General features: G+C 60.0%; 16 protein-coding genes. All 16 read left to right on the top strand.

Annotated features, from left to right (window positions below; all coding sequences use genetic code 11):
• Positions 1–63: 63 nt before the first annotated feature.
• The 16 genes from K3169_RS17375 (at position 64) to K3169_RS17300 (ending at position 17124) form a co-directional block, all read left to right on the top strand.
• The gene (locus tag K3169_RS17375; RefSeq protein ID WP_263267242.1) at positions 64–1671 is read left to right on the top strand and encodes an ABC transporter substrate-binding protein; all 1608 of its coding nucleotides are present in this window, start codon (positions 64–66) and stop codon (positions 1669–1671) included.
• 192 nt (positions 1672–1863) lie between these two features.
• Positions 1864–2871 carry an ABC transporter permease gene (locus K3169_RS17370; protein WP_122704054.1) on the top strand — a complete coding sequence of 336 codons (1008 nt, stop codon included), beginning with the start codon at positions 1864–1866 and terminating at the stop codon, positions 2869–2871.
• Positions 2868–3764 (top strand): ABC transporter permease, encoded by an 897-nt coding sequence (locus K3169_RS17365; protein ID WP_122397747.1) that lies wholly within the window; start codon positions 2868–2870, stop codon positions 3762–3764. The genes K3169_RS17370 and K3169_RS17365 overlap by 4 nt, the downstream gene beginning before the upstream one ends.
• A complete protein-coding gene (locus K3169_RS17360) occupies positions 3761–5431 on the top strand; it encodes a dipeptide ABC transporter ATP-binding protein (protein ID WP_263267241.1) in 1671 nt (556 codons plus the stop codon). Before K3169_RS17365 ends, K3169_RS17360 begins: the two co-directional genes overlap by 4 nt.
• A 414-nt stretch (positions 5432–5845) precedes the next feature.
• Positions 5846–6571 (top strand): GntR family transcriptional regulator, encoded by a 726-nt coding sequence (locus K3169_RS17355; RefSeq protein WP_122397750.1) that lies wholly within the window; start codon positions 5846–5848, stop codon positions 6569–6571.
• Entirely contained in the window at positions 6568–7329 is a 762-nt protein-coding gene (locus K3169_RS17350; protein WP_122397751.1) for an ABC transporter ATP-binding protein, read from the top strand. The genes K3169_RS17355 and K3169_RS17350 overlap by 4 nt, the downstream gene beginning before the upstream one ends.
• On the top strand, positions 7326–8102 hold the full coding sequence (locus K3169_RS17345; RefSeq protein WP_164706029.1) for an ABC transporter permease: 777 nt from the start codon (positions 7326–7328) through the stop codon (positions 8100–8102). Before K3169_RS17350 ends, K3169_RS17345 begins: the two co-directional genes overlap by 4 nt.
• Before the next feature lie 32 nt (positions 8103–8134).
• Positions 8135–9118: an ABC transporter substrate-binding protein gene (locus K3169_RS17340; protein ID WP_231665841.1), complete on the top strand. Its 984-nt coding sequence runs from the start codon at positions 8135–8137 to the stop codon at positions 9116–9118.
• A gap of 38 nt (positions 9119–9156) precedes the next feature.
• Positions 9157–10173, top strand: a complete 1017-nt coding sequence (locus tag K3169_RS17335) for a zinc-binding dehydrogenase (protein ID WP_122704060.1) — start codon at positions 9157–9159, stop codon at positions 10171–10173.
• A 243-nt stretch (positions 10174–10416) separates the two neighbouring features.
• Positions 10417–10836: a PaaI family thioesterase gene (locus K3169_RS17330; RefSeq protein WP_122704062.1), complete on the top strand. Its 420-nt coding sequence runs from the start codon at positions 10417–10419 to the stop codon at positions 10834–10836.
• 2 nt (positions 10837–10838) lie between these two features.
• On the top strand, positions 10839–11627 hold the full coding sequence (locus K3169_RS17325; protein WP_263267240.1) for a VOC family protein: 789 nt from the start codon (positions 10839–10841) through the stop codon (positions 11625–11627).
• Positions 11624–13210 carry a class I adenylate-forming enzyme family protein gene (locus K3169_RS17320; protein WP_263267239.1) on the top strand — a complete coding sequence of 529 codons (1587 nt, stop codon included), beginning with the start codon at positions 11624–11626 and terminating at the stop codon, positions 13208–13210. Before K3169_RS17325 ends, K3169_RS17320 begins: the two co-directional genes overlap by 4 nt.
• Positions 13211–13219: 9 nt before the next feature.
• Positions 13220–14293, top strand: a complete 1074-nt coding sequence (locus tag K3169_RS17315) for an ABC transporter substrate-binding protein (protein WP_263267238.1) — start codon at positions 13220–13222, stop codon at positions 14291–14293.
• Entirely contained in the window at positions 14290–15597 is a 1308-nt protein-coding gene (locus K3169_RS17310) for an acyl-CoA thioesterase/bile acid-CoA:amino acid N-acyltransferase family protein (RefSeq protein WP_122704068.1), read from the top strand. Before K3169_RS17315 ends, K3169_RS17310 begins: the two co-directional genes overlap by 4 nt.
• On the top strand, positions 15594–16352 hold the full coding sequence (locus K3169_RS17305; RefSeq protein ID WP_122397758.1) for an ABC transporter ATP-binding protein: 759 nt from the start codon (positions 15594–15596) through the stop codon (positions 16350–16352). Before K3169_RS17310 ends, K3169_RS17305 begins: the two co-directional genes overlap by 4 nt.
• Positions 16345–17124: an ABC transporter permease gene (locus K3169_RS17300; RefSeq protein ID WP_122397759.1), complete on the top strand. Its 780-nt coding sequence runs from the start codon at positions 16345–16347 to the stop codon at positions 17122–17124. The genes K3169_RS17305 and K3169_RS17300 overlap by 8 nt, the downstream gene beginning before the upstream one ends.
• Position 17125 lies beyond the last annotated feature (1 nt).

Raw genomic sequence — 17125 nt, 5'->3', positions numbered from 1 at the left:
ATTGCCCTGTTAGAGCCCAGCTCCCACAGGGTCCGAGCCAGACTTCAGAGAAAGTTGTTCCTTATGATCTTGAGTACTTCGTTAAAACTTGCCACCGGCGCTCGACTGGCCTTGCTCTTCGTCGCTGTAACCCTCGCCGGGTGCGGCGATGAGTCCAATTCGCCGATCACCAATACCACCGCCAGCCCGGTTGCTGGCGGCATTCTCAAAGTCGCGCTGGACGGCGACCCCAACTGCATCGATCCGCAGCAGGCGGGTAACAACACCGCGCTCAACGTGGGTCGGCAGGTGGTTGATTCACTGACTGATCAGGACCCGAAAACCGGTGAAATCGTGCCTTGGCTGGCCAGCCGCTGGGAAGTGGATGGCGAATCACGACGTTTCACCTTTCACCTGCGCGAAGGCGTCAAGTTCAGTGACGGCAGTGCGCTGAATGCAGCGTCGGTGAAAGCCAATTTCGAAAACATCGTGGCGCTGGGAGCGCGCTCGGTACTGGGTTCGACCTATCTGGCAGGCCTGAAAAACATCGAGACGCCTGACCAGAACACCGTCGTCATCGAGTTCGGGCAGTCCAACGCCCAGTTCCTGCAAGCCACTTCTACCATGAGTCTGGGGCTGTTGGCGCCGGCGACGCTGGCTTTGCCTCCTGCCGAGCGTTGCCAGGGCAACCTGATTGGCAGCGGACCGTTTGTGATCAAATCTTTCGTGCATAACCAGAAGGTGGTGCTTGCACGTCATGAAGCGTATTCCGGGGAATCGTCCCTGGCGACGCACAAAGGCAAAGCCTGGCTGGACGGGATTGAATTTGTCATCGTACCGGAGTCCGGCGTGCGCCTGGGCAGTCTGTTGTCAGGCCAGATCGACGTCGACACTGCTGTGGTGCCGCAGAACGAAACGGTCCTGGAAAACCAGGGTATGTCGTTGTTGACCCGGGCCAATCCGGGCGTGGTGTACAACCTGACGCCGGATGAAACCGACCCGTTGTACAGCGATATAAAGGTCCGTCAGGCCCTGATCAAAGCGATTGATCGCGAGCAGTTGCGCAGCATCATTTCCCGCTTCCAAAAACCGGCAACAGCCTTGCTGGCAAGTAGTACGCCGTTTTATCGCGATTTTTCTTCTTTGTTGAAATACGACCCGGAGGGCGCAAAACAGCTGCTCGAAGAGGCGGGCTGGAAGGTCGGCGCTGACGGCATCCGTAGCCGTGACGGCAAGCGCCTGGCCCTGCAACTCAGTTACTGGCAAAACGCGCCGATTCTGGAGTTGGTACAGCAGCAGTTACGGCTGGTCGGCATAGACTTGCGCCTGAACAAATCCACTATCAGCCAAATCGCTGCCTTGCAGTCTGCCGGTGACATGCACCTGACATTCTTCAACCTGACCCGCGCCGATCCGGACGTGGTGCGGACGGTGTATGAGGTGAACGGCCGCAATTACAACCGTCGCCAACCTGCACCGGTTGATCAGCTCTTGCAGCAGGCCGCAGCCACGCTGGACAACGCCCAACGCCAGAAACTGACTGATCAGGCCAGCGAGATCCTCTTGCGTGAAGGGCATGCAATCCCGTTGATCGAACTGTCATCGGTGCTGGCCCACGGCAAACAGGTGCAAGGGCTGCATTATGAAGCGTCATCGCGGTTGCAGTTTTTCGATACGTGGTTGCAGCGGTAGGAGTTCCGATATGTTCCCGAGACAACGCTATCTAACTGCAGACGCAAAACCCTGTGGGACCGGATTCATCCGGGAAGGCGCTGTTGCTGGCGCTGAAGATGTGGTGACTGGTACGGCCTCTTCGCGAATGAATTCGCTCCCACATGAACGCGGGCGTTCAGATGGATATGTGTCGCGTGAAAGGAGAGCGCCATGAGCAACAGTTTATTGATCACCCCCGGCAACGAAGTGGCGACCCGCTTTCCGCTCAGGCAGGCATCGATCTATCTGCTCAGCCGCATTGGCCAGGCGTTGCTGGTGCTGTGGGCTGCGTTCAGCGTGTCGTTTGTGATTTTGTACGCGCTACCCAGCGACCCGGTGAGCATCATGCTCAATCAACAGGGCGAACCTTCAGCCGTCGACCAATTGCAAGTCGATGCCTTGCGCGCTGAATACCATCTGGATCAGCCCTTGCCTGTGCAATACGGCATTGCCCTGTGGAAGGCGCTTCAGCTGGATTTCGGTCACTCGATACAGAGTGGTGAACCGGTGGTGCAGGCCTTGGCTCAGGCATTGCCAGCCACGGCTGCGCTGACCTTTCTGGCGCTGGGCTTTGCCTTGCTGGCCGGCATTGCGCTGGCGTTGACGGCCAGTCTGGTCAAGCGTGACTGGTTGCGTAATGCACTGCTGGGCATCCCTTCGGTGGCGGTCTCATTGCCCACATTCTGGATCGGATTGCTCTTGTTGCAGGGTTTTTCGTTCTCGTGGCACTGGTTCCCGGCCATGGGCAATCAGGGCTTCAGTGCCTTGGTCTTGCCCGCGCTGACGCTCGCTATCCCCACTGCGGCAGTGATTGCCCAGGTACTGACGCGCTCGTTGCAGGCGGTGCGTGCGCAACCCTTTGTCGAAGTGCTGATTGCCAAGGGGCTGAGTCCGCGTCGCTTGCTGTTCGTGCATTTGCTGCATAACGCCGCCATTCCGCTGTTGAGTCTGTCCGGGGTCATTGTCGGTAACCTGCTGGCCGGTTCGGTGGTGACTGAAACGGTGTTCTCACGTGAAGGTGTCGGGCGACTGGCTCAAGGCGCTGTCAGCGGTCAGGACATCCCGCTGGTGCAAGGCGTGGTGGTGTTGGCAGCGTTGATCTTCATCAGCGTCAACTTGCTGGTGGACGTGCTGTACCCATTGCTTGATCCGCGTATTCAGGGAAGGAGCGGCAAATGAGCAACGTACTCAATGACGATTTGGCACTGAACAGCCTCGCCAGTGCGCCGATCACCCGGCCGCACTGGAGCCGAACGCTCGCTGCGCTGCTGCTCAGCAGGCCGTTACTGCCGCTGGGTATTGCGGTGCTGTTAACCGCGCTGGCCTGGGCGCTTTGGCCGACTGCATTCAGCCATTACGACCCCTTGTCGGGCGTACCCAGCGAAGCGTTGCAAAGTCCAGGCGCCCGGCACTGGTTTGGTACCGACCAACTGGGTCGTGACCTGTACAGCCGCGCGGTTCACGGCTCGGCGATTTCGTTGCAGGCCACGGCGCTGGCGGTGGCGATCGCCTTGCTGGTAGGCATCCTGCTGGGCGTTATTGCCGGCTACTTCGGCGGTCTGGTGGATGCGTTTCTGATGCGTGTGGTGGAAGTGTTGATGGCGATTCCATCGCTGTTACTCGCGATGGCAATCATCACGGTGCTGGGCTTTGGCACCCTGAACATTGCGCTGGCGGTGGGACTGTCGTCCGTGGCGACCTTTGCCCGATTGGTACGCGGTGAAGTATTGCGTTGGCGTACTTCGGTGTTCGTCGAAGCAGCTGTGTCCTGTGGTGTGGGGCCATGGACCATCATCCGTCGGCATATTCTCGTGCATGCCGCAGGCCCGGTGCTGGCGTTAGCTGCACTGGAGTTCGGCAGCGCAGTGCTGGCCGTTTCTGCCCTGAGCTTCCTCGGTTTTGGCGCACCTCCGCCGCAACCGGAATGGGGCCTGCTGATTTCCGAGGGGCGTAACTACATGGTCGCCGCCTGGTGGTACACCACCTTGCCGGGGCTGGTGGTTGCATCGGTGGTGCTGGCGGCCAATCAGCTCGCACGCGCGGTCCAGGATCTACAGGGAAGCAAGTCATGAGTACCGCAAACGCTGTTTTACAGGTCAGCGACCTGAGCATTGGTTATCAGACCCGTGAAGGCCGGGTGGATGGTGTCAGTCAGATCAGCTTCGCCCTGTACCCCGGTGAGATTCTGGCCGTGGTGGGTGAGTCCGGCTCCGGCAAGTCCACCACGGCGGCGGCATTGGTCGGGTTGTTGGCGGGTAATGGCCGGATCGAATCCGGAAGCATCCTGCTTAACGGTACGGAGCAGGTCGCCGCCAGCGAAAAGCAATGGCGCAACTTACGCGGCAATGTGCTGGGCTTTGTGCCGCAGGACCCTGGTCTGTCGCTGGACCCTGTCAAGCGCATTGGCGCTCAGTTGCAGGAAGCCATGACGATTCATGGCGTGCCGAGGGCCGCTGCCAGGCTGCGTACCAGCCGATTGCTGGAAGAAGTCGGCCTGAAGAACATTGAGCGAGTGCAGCGCAGCTTCCCGCATCAGCTGTCCGGGGGCATGCGTCAGCGGGTATTGATCGCGATTGCGTTGGCGAACAATCCGGCGCTGATCATTGCCGACGAACCGACCAGTGCGCTGGACGTCGGGGTGCAGCGGCAGATTCTCGACCGTTTGCAGGAACTGGCCCGAGAGCGCGGCACAGCGGTGCTGCTGATCACCCATGATCTGGGGGTTGCGCTGGATCGGGCTGACCGGGTGTTGGTGATGTACCGTGGCCGCGTCGTCGAAAGTGGTGACACCCGGCAGATGTTCCAGCGACCGCAGCACGCATACACCCGACAACTGCTGAAAACCGTTCCGGTGCTGTCGGCTGCGGCCCAGCCGGTGGTGTCCGAACGCCGCCGTGCTGCTTTCGACAACGAGCGGCCATTGCTGGTGGTCGAGCGGTTGGGCAAGGATTTTTCCAGCTGGCGTAACCCGGGTCTGCCAGCCGTGGATGATGTGTCGTTTACGCTGTTGCGCCGGGGTACCACCAGCCTGGTGGGGGAGTCGGGGTCAGGTAAGTCCACCACGGCTCGATTGATCCTGGGCCTGGAAAAACTGGACAGCGGGCGTGTGCTGTTTGACGGAGCGGAAATCAGCCAATACACACGCCGCGACTGGCAGGCGTTGCGCCGCAGGATTCAGGTGGTTTACCAGAACCCTTATGCGTCGCTGGACCCCGGTTTTACCCTGGAGCAAATCATTACCGAGCCGTTGCAGGCTTATGCTATCGGCGACAAAGCCTGGCGTTCGGCACGCGCTGCGCAACTGCTGGAACAGGTGGAGCTGCCGCCCCGTTTGTTGCATTGCCGACCGGGGCAGCTTTCGGGTGGTCAACGGCAACGTGTCGCCATCGCCCGTGCGCTGGCACTTGAGCCAGAGTTGGTGGTGCTGGACGAGCCACTTTCTGCACTGGATGCCTCGGTGCAGACGCAGATATTGGCGCTGCTGGCTGATCTGCAGCAGCGACTGGGGTTGAGTTACCTGTTCATTTCCCATGATCTGGCGGTGGTGCGACAGATCTCCGATCAGGTGGTTGTGATGCAGGCAGGCAGGGTGGTGGAGCGGGGCGATACCGAGCAGGTATTCGAATCACCGGCCCATCCCTACACCCGTGGTTTGCTCGCGGACGTCCCCGGCAGGCGTTATCTGGACCTGCTCGACGAGTTCTCCCGGGCCCTGGTGCTGCGCCGGATTGCGATTTGAGCGAAGGCGGTAATGGCTGTGATGAGCCTTGTGGGAGCCGAGCTTGCTCGCGATGCAGGCTCCGCGGTCTATCAGACAAACCGCGTTGTCCCTCTCGCAAACAAGTTCGCTCCTGCCAGCGGTTCATCTCGCGTCACCTTGGTAGGAGCGAACTTGTTCGCGAGAGATTCTGTGAACCCCAAAGATTAGCGCCAGCCCAATTGCTCGCGAACAAGTTCGCACCTACCGCTGGGGCATTCCGCGGAATTTGAGGTTTCTTTCAGTGCTGTGAGCAGCCCACGTTATGCTCCCGATGCATATTCTTAGCCGAAAGCGTTCGTTCGTATTTATGAAGTTTTAGATTAGCGTAGTGGCCCTTGGTAAGCCTCACAGAATCAGTCTGTGAGCTGCTCACAGACTGGATCGAGCCGCTAGATGACTACTCCCGCCACGCCGTTTGCCAGACCCGAGGTCGCCAGTTTTGGCGATGATGCCTATGGCCGCATCCGTCGCGACATTCTTTCCTGCCGGTTGATGCCAGGCACGAAAATCACCGAGCCTGACCTGATGGCGGACTACGGCATCGGTAAAAGCAGCTGCCGCATCGCGCTGACCCGTTTGTGCCATGAAAACCTGCTGCGCTCGATTCCGCGCAAGGGTTATCAGGTCGCACCGATCACCTTGAAAGACGTCGAAGAAATCTTCGCCCTGCGGGTGCAGCTCGAACCCATGGCCGCACGACTGGCGGTCGGCCGTGTTGATCTCGAACAGCTACGGGCCCTCGAAGCAGCTTGCCGAGTTCGCCATCTGGTGCCGCTGTCGGAGCAGATTGACGTGTTCATGGACGCTAACAAGGCGTTCCACATGGCGATCATCGAAGCCTCGGGCAATGAACGACTGGTGCGTACCTTGTCCGGCCTGATGGATGAAATGACCCGTCTGGTGGCGCTGGGTTTCAACGTGCAAGGCACCAAACCCGAGATCAAGCACGATCACAACGCCATGATCAACGCCTTCGAAGAAGGCGATGGCAAGCGGGCCGAGCTGATTGCCCGCCGCCACATAGAAACCTTTCAGGCCATGACGCTGGAGAAGGTTTACGACAGCCTCAGTGAATCCGGCGCATCACTGCCGATGCTTGCCGCGAGGTTTGCCCGATGACCGCGCACGCCGTTTTTCCGCTTACGGCGCCGGCGCTGAGCCTGCAAGGCATCTCCAAATACTTTGGCGAGCTGGAAGTGCTGCGCGATATCTCGGTACAAGTCGCTCAGGGCGAAATTCTCGCCTTGTTGGGCACCTCCGGCTGCGGCAAAAGTACGCTGTTGAATATCCTGTCCGGTCTGCTCAAGGCTGATCAGGGTAGCCTGCAACTGGAGGGCCTGGCCGCCGAAGACTTCGACGGCTGGCGCCGCGTCGCCTACATGTTCCAGGAAGATCGCTTGCTGCCTTGGCGCACAGTGCGCAGCAACGTCGTTTTTGGCCTGGAAGGATCGGGTCTGAGCAAGGCCGAGCGCCTGGTCCGTGCCGATGCCGCGCTGAAACTGGTGGAGCTGGAGGCGTTCGCCAAGGCTTGGCCGCATCAGCTGTCGGGCGGGATGCGCAGTCGCGTGGCACTGGCGCGCAGCCTGGTGGTGGAGCCCGGTGTGTTATTGATGGACGAGCCGTTTTCCAAGCTCGATCCGCAAACCCGCAGCCAGATGCATGATGAATTGCTGCGCCTGCAAGCGCTCAAGGGCATGACCATCGTCTTTGTCACCCACGACGTGGAAGAAGCCGTGGTGCTGGCCGATCGCGTGGTGGTTCTGGAACCGAGACCCGGCCGGGTACGGGACATCGTTGCGATTGACTTGCCGCGTCCACGCACGCCGACCGCCGCGGACGTCAGCGAGCAGGTTCGTCAACTGCGGTTGAAGGTATGAATAGCATGCTTGCCAACCGGTTTGTGATTCTTTTTGCCCAGCGTTTGCTGTTAGTGGCGGCGTTTGCTGTCGCCTGGTGGTATGCCGCCGGACGCGTTCCATCCTTCGTGTTGCCTGGGCCAGAAAAGGTCTTCATCGCACTGAATACGCTCTGGCACAGCGCGACCTTCGCTCATGATCTAGGCGCGACCATGGGTCGGGTGTTCAGTGGTTTTGCTCTGGCGGCACTGATCGGTACGCCGCTTGGACTGGCCTTGGGTTCAAGCCGCACGCTGGCGCAATTCTTCGAGCCAATCCTCGCCGTGTTTAACACGGTGTCTTCAGCGATCTGGGCGATTTTCGCGATTATCTGGTTCGGCATTTCCGATGCGACCACCGTTTTTGTGGTGTTCATGACGTCGATGCCATTGATCCTGACCAATGTCTGGCAGGGCGCGCAGACCGTGGAGCGCCAGTACATCGATCTGGCGCGCTCGTTTCGCATGTCCCGCGGCCAGATCCTGCTGAAGATCTACTTGCCGACCATCCTCCCGTACTTCTTTTCCGGTGCCCGGCTGGCGTTCGGTTTCGGCTGGCGAGTGTCGCTGGTCGCGGAGACCCTCGGCGCGTCTGACGGTATCGGTTACCGCCTGCGTCAGGCGGCTGATCTGGTGCAGAGCGATCAGGTGTTCGCCTGGACGATCTTGCTGGTCACGTTGATGTTGCTACTTGAGGCGGGCGTGCTCAAACCCCTCGAACGGCGTTTGTTTCGCTGGAAAACCTCCAATCAATAACCCTTTGAATTATTCCTTCAGGAGCTGCACCCATGCGCAAGCTTTTTGCCGCCGCAGCGTTGGCGACGACTGTTTTTGTTTCTTTCTCCAGCCAGGCGGCCGAAGCCGTCCGCATCGGCTACTGGACCAGCGGCGTCAGCCTGGGCTATGGCTCGGTGCTTGAGGCCAAGGACTTCCTGGCCAAGCGCGGTATCGAGGCGACCTTTGTGCATTTTCCGGACGTGAATGCGCCGATCCGTGCACTGGCGGCTGGCTCCATTGACCTGGCATTTGGCGCGCCGGTGGCAGGCGTGTTCAGTGCCGCAGCCGAAGGCGTGCCGATCAGAATCTTTGCCGCCACTCAGCCGGCCGATGTGCAATTTGTAGTGCCTGCGGATTCGCCGATCAAGTCGGTGGCCGAGTTCAAGGGCAAGAAAATCGGTATGTCACCCACCGGTTCCTCGGTGGCGGTGATTGCAGGCACTGTGCTGGCGGGCAACTACGGCATTCAGCCAACGGACTTTTCGTTGATTGGCGGCAATGAATCTCGACTGGCGCAGTTCCTCTCGCAAAAGCAGGTGGACGGTGCGGCCTTGCGCTCATTGACCATCGACCAGTTGGACGACGAGCTGAAGGTCAAACGCCTGGGCAGCTTCGCGGATGAGTGGAAGAAGCTGACCAAAACCGACGCGGTGCCTTACATCGGCGTCGGTGCGGTGAACGCCAAATTGGTGGACGAGCATCCTGAGACCGTCGCCAGGGTCATTGCCGCGCTGCGCGACACGTTGGCCTGGGGCGCAGCCCACCCTGACGAAGTCGTCGGCATCCTGGAAAAGAGCGCCAACCTGCCGACCAGGGACGCCAAAGTTTACGTGGGCCTGTGGAATGCCATGAACCGTGTGTCCTTCGAGCCTGCCGACATCGAGACCCTGAAATTGCAGCACAAGGTGTTCATCGAAGGCGGCCTGGTCAAGGGCGAGCTCAAGGATGACCTGTTCGCTACCAAGCCTTACGCCGACTCCAAAACCCTTAAGTGATCAATCCAGATCCATCAACGACTCAGGAGAAATCCCCAGTGAGCAAAACCATGAAAGCCCTGGTACTCGATGCACACGGCGACCTCGACCGTTTGCGCGTGGTAAGCGACAAGCCGGTACCGGCAGTCACCCAGGGACACGTCGTAATCCGCGTTGGCGCGTCGTCCTTTAACTACCACGATGTGTTCACCGTCAAAGGCATGCCGGGTATCAAAGTGCCGTTGCCGGTGGTCATCGGCCTGGATCTGGCAGGCACCATCACCGAGGTCGGCGAGGGCGTCAGTGGCTGGAGCGTTGGCGACCGTGTACTGGTCAATCCGTTGAAACCCGATGTCGGCCTGATGGGCGAAATGGTTGACGGCGGCATGGCTGAATATGCGCTGGTGGATGCCCGTCAGTTAATCAGCCTGCCGTCGGCAGTGAGCTTCGAGCAGGCCGCGGCGTTGCCGGTGGCTTATGGCACCGCGCACCGCATGTTGATCACTCACAACACCGTAAAACCTGGCGACCGTGTGTTGATTCTAGGGGCCAGTGGCGGTGTGGGCACGGCCAGCGTGATTCTTGCCAAACTGCTTGGCGCTGAGGTGATCGCTTGTGCGGGCAGTGACGCCAAGGGCGAGCGCCTCAAGGAAATCGGCGCCGATCACGTGCTCAATTATCGCGAGACCGATTTCTCCAAGTGGGCGATTGCCCAGTACGGCAAGCCACAACGCCGCACTCACGAAGGCGGCGTTGATGTGGTGATCAACTTCACCGGCGGCGACACCTGGGTGCCATCGCTCAAATGCCTGAAGCGCGGCGGCACCTTACTGGTCTGTGGCGCGACTGCAGGTCACGATCCCGCCGAGGATTTGCGTTACGTGTGGAGCTTCGAGCTCAACATCAAGGGCTCCAACAGCTTCTACGAGGAAAACCTTGTGGGCCTGCTGGACCTGATTGCCGAGGGCAAGATCGATCCGCTGATCGACCGCGTTCTGCCTCTGGAACAGGCTGCCGAAGGCTTGGCGCTGATCCGCGACCGTGAAGTGTTGGGCAAGGTTGTCGTCAAGCCCTGAGCCCTTTTTAACCTTTTAATGCTGTACCGCTGCCGGAGGTTTCCATTCGGCGGCACGGGGCTCGTTTGCCCTGGATTCAGCGACTCGGCTGGATTTAAACGCAACTTCTGTAGGAGCTGCCGAAGGCTGCGAAACATTCGTCCTGCCACACCGCTATCGCAGCCTGCGGCAGCTCCTACAGGTCCAGCGTTTGATGCGAGAAAGCGTGGGATCTCCCCTAACTAGACAACCAGGAATTTGAACATGACAGATACATTGCCAACCGCTGCCGATATTCAAGCCCGTTTGCTCAAAGGGACTTACCACCAATGGCTGGGCCTTGAAGTGATCGAGGTGGGCGAGGGCTGCATCGAACTCACCGCCAAATGGCGCGAAGAGTGGGTGGTCAACGTCGAGGGGGGGTACACCCACGGCGGGATCCTCGCGGCATTGGTCGATCTGACGGCTGACTGGGCGCTGGTCTCGAAAACCGGCAAAGGCGTGCCGACCGTCGATCTGCGTGTCGATTACCACCGTGCCGCCAAGGGCGATTTGCGTGCCACGGGCCGGGTGATCAAGTTTGGCAAGCAGTTCTCGGTGGCTGAGGCTCAGGTGTTCGATAGTGAAGGGCATCTGGTCGCCAGTGGCCGTGGTCTTTATTCGACTCCTGCTGCCAAGGCCTGATCATGCAAACCGCTCTGGATCATCTGGTCATCAATACTCGTTTCGAGACTGACACCGCAGCTCAAGTGTTCGCTGCGCTGGGTTTCACCCTCACGCCGCGTGGTTATCACTCGCTGGGTTCACTCAACCATTTGATGATGTTCCCGGGCGGTTACCTCGAACTCATCGGCTTGCCGCTGGGCACGCGCAAGTTACGCCAGGAGGTGCTTGACAGCCCGCTGGGCATTGACGGTCTGGTGCTGAGTACCCGTAACGCCCATGCCACGCACAGTGAACTGGTCAGCGCCGGTTTTCTGGTGCAGCCGGTGCAGCGCTTCTCCCGCGCCGTGGAGCATCAGGGACGGGAGTTGACGGCGCGTTTCACCACCGTGCGGCTGCAAGCCAACCACTTTGCCGCCGGGCGGGTTTACTACTGCCATCACGAAACCCCCGAACTCGTCTGGCAGCCGCAGTGGCTGACGCATGCCAATGGTGTCAGCGCGATCGTCAAACTGACGGTGCTCAGCGCAGAGCCCGAAGCGGCACGCGAGCGCTATGCCGCATTGGGGCAACTGGGCGATGGCTTTGCACTGGACGTTATTGATCAGGTCACCCTTGAGCAGCGCTATGGCGCGTCCGCCAGTCAATTGAGCCAACGAGGCGAGCGTTTTGCGGCGATTACCCTGCGCTGCGTTGATCCTGCCGAACTGGCGCGCCTGGTCGGGCAGGCCGGTTTGCCCTATCGGCTCGAAGCGGAGCGTGTACTGATCGAGATTGCCGAGTTCGAAACCTTGCTGGAGTTTGTCTCGTGATCGACGGCATCAAAAACCTCGGCCGGTTGATAGACCGCCAGGCTGACCGGGAAAGGGTGGCGTTTGTTGGAATAGACGATACAGCCTCGACCGATAGGAGCGAACTTGTTCGCGAGGCGGCGCGCCTGACACAACGCCTCGTGAACAAGTTCGCTCCTACCGGGAGGCTGGCTGCAGAAAGATTCATCACCTACGGCGAACTCGATGACTTTGCCGATGGCGTTGCCCGTGCGTTGGCGGCACGAGATTTCGCTCAGGGTGACAGGGTCGCCGTGTTGGCCGCCAACTCCGTGGAATACCTGGTGGTGGTGCTGGGCATCATGCGTGCCGGGCTGGTAGCGGTGCCGGTCAATTACAAATTCCCTGATGCCACGGTGCATTACGTGATTGCCGACAGCGGTGCGCGGTTGCTGTTCTGTGATCCGCGTCGTTTGTCGTCAGCACCCGTCGGGCTTGAGCACATCGAGTTGAGTACCGAGGGGCTTGATACTTTCGCCAATCCGGGGCCGTACGAGGCATTCGCGCCACTGGCAGATGAACCCGCGCTGATTCTTTATACCTCGGGTTCCACCGGCAAACCCAAGGGCGTGGTGCTCAGCCATGCGGCGCATTTGTGGGTGGTGCGAACCCGTTTGCAGGCGACCCGCCTGGCCGACGAAAAACCATTGATTGCCGCACCGTTCTATCACATGAATGCCTTGGCGTTGGCTTTCCTCAGCCTGGCGTCTCACGCAACGACCGTGCTGCTGCCGCAATTCACCGCCGCGAGTTACATCGCCGCGGTTCAGCGTCACCGCTGCACCTGGTTGACCGCGGTACCGCCGATGATCGCCATGATGCTCAGTGAAAAAACCTTGCTGGCTGAGGCTGATCTGTCGTCTGTGCGGGTCGTACGCATGGGTTCTGCGCCGGTGAGTGCCAGCCTGCTTGAGCAAATCCACTGCCTGTTGCCTGAAGCAAAAGTCATCAATGCTTATGGCACCACCGAAGGCGGGCCTGTGGTCTTTGCGCCACATCCGGCTGGCTTACCTACACCGGCGATGTCCTTGGGCTGTGCTCACCCAAAAGTACAGCTGCGATTGCGCGATGAAGCCGGTGCGCTCGGTGATCAGGGCGTACTGGAACTGCTCAGTCCCGGTTTGATGACCGGATACCACAATCGCCCGGACCTGCCGCTGCCGTTTACCGCTGACGGTTATTACATCACCGGCGACGTTTTCGCCCGCGACTCGCAAGGTTTCTACACCTTTGTCGGCCGCCGTGACGACATGTTTGTTAGCGGCGGCGAGAACATTTACCCAAGTGAAATCGAGAAATTGCTGGAGCGTTATCCCGCGGTACAGCAGGCCTGCGTGGTGCCGGTAGAAGACGCCATAAAAGGCCACAAACCTGTGGCCTTTGTGGTTCTGCGCGAAGGTTTTAAAGCCAGTGAAGACCAGCTCAAAAGTTTTGTGCTGGAACACGCCGCTGCTTACCAGCATCCGCGGCGGGTCTGGTTTCTTGTCGCACTACCACTCGCCACGACTAACAAGATCGACCGTCGCGCCCTGATTGATCAGGCGCAATCAGTTTTGACTCAATAAGGACCGCTCATGACCCTTGTAAAGTTGTTGCTGCCGCTGTCTGTGCCCTTGATGTTTACGGCCACCCAAGCCTGGGCGCTGGATGATGTAACCGTGGCGCTGGCGATTCCGCCTGCCGTGCATGACGGTGCGGCCTATGCTGCCGCCGAGGAGCTGGGCCTGTTCAAGGAGCAGGGGCTGAAGGTCAACGTGGTGGTGTTTCAGGGGGCGGGTGCCTTGCTGCCTCAGTTGGCAAGCAAACGCGTGACCTTTGGCTTTCCGGTCGCCGAGCCGATCATCTCCAGCTACTTCAACGGCAAAGACCCGTTGCCGGTGCGCTATTTCTACAACGGCGTACCCAGCCAGACCATGGAGTACGCGGTGCTGGCCGACTCGCCGATCAAGTCGCTGGCTGACCTCAAAGGCAAGCAGATCGGCGTGGGCGCATTGACTTGGGGCACCTTGCCCAATAGCCGTGCGGCGTTGCGCATCGCCGGGCTGGAACCGGGCAAGAATGTCGAATTTGTAGCGGTCGGTGCTTTGGGCGCAGGCTTCCAGGCGCTGAAAACCGGGCGAGTCGATGCGCTCAATTTCAACAGCAGTTGGGATGACATGCTGGAGCTGTCCGGCACGCCGATCCGCCGGATCGCCTACCCACCGGTGTTCCAGGAAAACCCCGGCAATGGCTTCGTTGTTCATGTGGACACGTTCAAGGAAAATCCTGACCTGATCCGCCGTTTTGGTCGGGCTTACACCCAAGGGCAACTGGTCTGTGAGGCCAACCCGACGTATTGCGTGCAGGCGTTCTGGCGTCAGCACCCTGAAAGCAAACCGGCAGACGCCGACGGCAAAGGCCTGGCGGATGCACGGGAACTGTTGGTTCGCCGTTTGCGTAACACCTTGCATCACCCGGATGGTAGTGAGCGGGTACCCGGCGAATACAACCTGCAGATCATCAAAGATGCGATTTCGGCCATGGCCAAAACCGGGGAATTCCCGACAGCTGATGTGCCTGTGAACACGATCTTCTCCAACGAGTTTGTCCCGGCGTTCAGTGACTTTGATCGCGCCGGGCTGGTCAAGCGTGCTCAGGAGGCGAAATGAACCTGCAGTACTGGATTGACGTTGATGAAGGGCTGATCGATCAACCCCGGCATATTCGTTTCAGCGGACTGTCGGCGGGCGAGGCCAGCTTGCGCGTCTGGTTACAGGGAGCTGACGGCAGTCGCTGGGAGAGTCAGGCGCGATTTCTGATCGGAGCGCAGGGCGAGCTTGATCTGGCCAAAGACGCTCCGCAAAGTGGCGATTGGTTGTCTGCGGACGCGATGGCGCTGGTCTGGTCGATGCAACAGGTCAAGCCACCCACTCGTGTGCCGTCGCAGGAAAGCCTTGCGGCGCAGTGTATCGAGCTGCAATTGACTGACGCCAAAGGGCAGCAAATCGCGGGTGCGTTTACTCAGTATTATCTGGCGGCCGGGGTGCAACGACGCGAGATCAGAGAGGATGGAATCAGCGGCACGCTGTTTCTCCCTGAAGGTGATCAGCCTCAAGCGGCAGTGGTTGTGCTGAACGGCTCGGGCGGTGGTACACCGCAACAGCGGGCCGCGCTTTATGCTGCCCATGGCTATACGGCGTTGGCACTGGGCTATTTCAAGGCGCCGGGTCGTCCCGAGCACATCAGCGACACACCGCTGGAGTATTTTCAGCAGGCGCTGGAGTGGGTGGCCAATACGCTCAAGCCCAAGGACGGCTTTATTGCCGTTGCAGGGTTGTCCCGGGGCGCTGAGTTGGCGCTGCTGCTGGGGTCGTATTTTCCGGGATTGGTCAGTGCTGTCATCGGCTACGTGCCGAGTTCAGTGGTCCACGGTACCCTGCGCGCCGGTAGACCGGAGCAACCCCGGGACGCGAATGCCTGGACCTGGCAAGGACAGCCGCTGACCAACGTCTGGCAAAACAACCCGCGGGTCGACTGGCGCCCGTTCGACGTGGCGGAGCCGGCTGGCGCGCCGATCCGTCAAGCTCCGGCGTTTGTCGCGGTGCAACAGGATGCACCGTCCGTTGCCAGGGCGCGTATTCCGGTGGAGAACATCAACGGCCCGTTGTTGCTGATCTCCGGTGACGATGATGGTTTCTGGCCTTCAGCCGCCTACAGCGCCGAAATCGAGGCAGACCTGCACGCACGGGGTCATGCCTGGCCTGTTGAGCATGTGCTCAATCAGGGCGCCGGACACGCCATTGGCTTCCCGTACGTGCCGACCACGATGATTGCCCGCCTGCATCCGGTGGCCAGGGTGTTGATCAGTGGCGGCGGCACGCCTGCGGCCAACGCATTGGCCAACCAGCACAGCTGGGGCAGGGTGCTGGCGTTTCTGGACCGGGCTGTTGCTGCCAGGAGTTCTGCGCGATGAGTGCTGCACTGAGCCTGCAGCAAGTAGGGCTGACCTATGAGACCCGGCGCGGGCATATTCAGGCGTTAAGCAACATCGACCTGAATGTTGCTGATGGCGAGTTTGTCGCGTTGCTGGGGCCATCGGGATGCGGCAAATCCACCTTGCTGAAACTTGCAGCGGGTTTGTTGCCCGTTTCCAGCGGCCGCATCGAATTGGCGGGGCGTGAGGTACAGGGGCCAAGTCGGCAAAGCGGCGTGGTGTTCCAGAAACCCAATATGCTGCCGTGGAAGTCGGTCATGGATAACGTGCTGTTGCCCGCGAAAACCCTCGGGTTGCCCATGGCTGAATCCCGAGAGCGGGCGGTGCAATTGCTGGAACTGGTGGGTCTACAGGCGTTTGCCAACGACTACCCGTTCGAGCTGTCCGGGGGCATGCAGCAACGGGTCGGTATTGCCCGGATGTTATTGCACGATCCGCAGATGCTGTTGATGGATGAGCCGTTCGCGGCGCTGGATGCCATGTCCCGTGAGGCGCTGACGCTGGAGTTGCAACGTATCTGGAGCGTACACCGCAAGTCCGTGCTGTTCATCACTCACAGCATTCAGGAGGCGGTGTTTCTCGCCGACCGGGTGCTGGTGATGTCGCCGTCACCCGGCACCATTATTGATGAGCTTACGATTCCTCTGCCGCGCCCGCGAACCCTGGATACTCTCAACGATCCGCAGTTTGCCGCGCTGTGTCATCACCTGCGGAGCCACTTCAGCCATGCGTAAATTAGTGCCGTTTTTGTATCCACTGACCAGTCTGGCAGTGCTGATTCTGGTCTGGGAGCAGAGCGTACGCTGGCTGGGAATTTCCGATTATCTGCTGCCACCGCCGTTGGCGGTCTATCACGCACTGGCCAACGGGTTCGCTGACGGGACCTTGTGGCCGCACATTGCGTCGACCGTCATTGAGACGTTGAGTGGTTATGTGCTGGGTTCGGTACTGGCCATTGTTCTCGGTGCAGTACTGGCTGAATCGCGAACCTTCGAACGCTTTGTCTACCCGCTGCTGATTGGCCTGCAGGCCACGCCGAAAGTTGCGCTGGGGCCGATCATCCTGGTCTGGTTCGGCTTTGGCATCGCTTCAAAGATCGTCCTCGTGACTCTGGTGTGCTTCTTCCCGCTGTTCGTCAATACGGTGAATGGCATCCGCCGTACCGACCCGGAGTTGCTGGACGCCTGCCGGGCGTTTTCGGCATCGCGGTTGTATCTGCTGCTGCATGTGAAGTTTCCGGCAGCGGCGGGGGAAGTCTTCGCCGGTTTGCAGATCGGTATCTCACTGGCGCTGATCGGTGCGGTCGTCGGCGAGTTTCTCTCGTCGCAACGCGGGCTGGGTTACCTGATCGCCTCAAGCTCGGTGAGCATGAACATGGCAACGATGTTCAGCGGCCTGATCCTGCTGGCGCTGATCGGCCTGTGCGGCGCGCAAAGCGTGCGAGCCCTACAGCATCGCGTGATTTTCTGGGAGCCGGGCGCCGCCCGGCGACAACGTAAAGACTGAA

The sequence above is a fragment of the Pseudomonas phytophila genome (assembly GCF_025643095.1).
GTDB lineage: Bacteria > Pseudomonadota > Gammaproteobacteria > Pseudomonadales > Pseudomonadaceae > Aquipseudomonas > Aquipseudomonas quasicaspiana.
The sequence above is the reverse complement of the archived record's forward strand: the minus strand, read 5'-3'. Positions and strand labels throughout refer to the sequence as shown.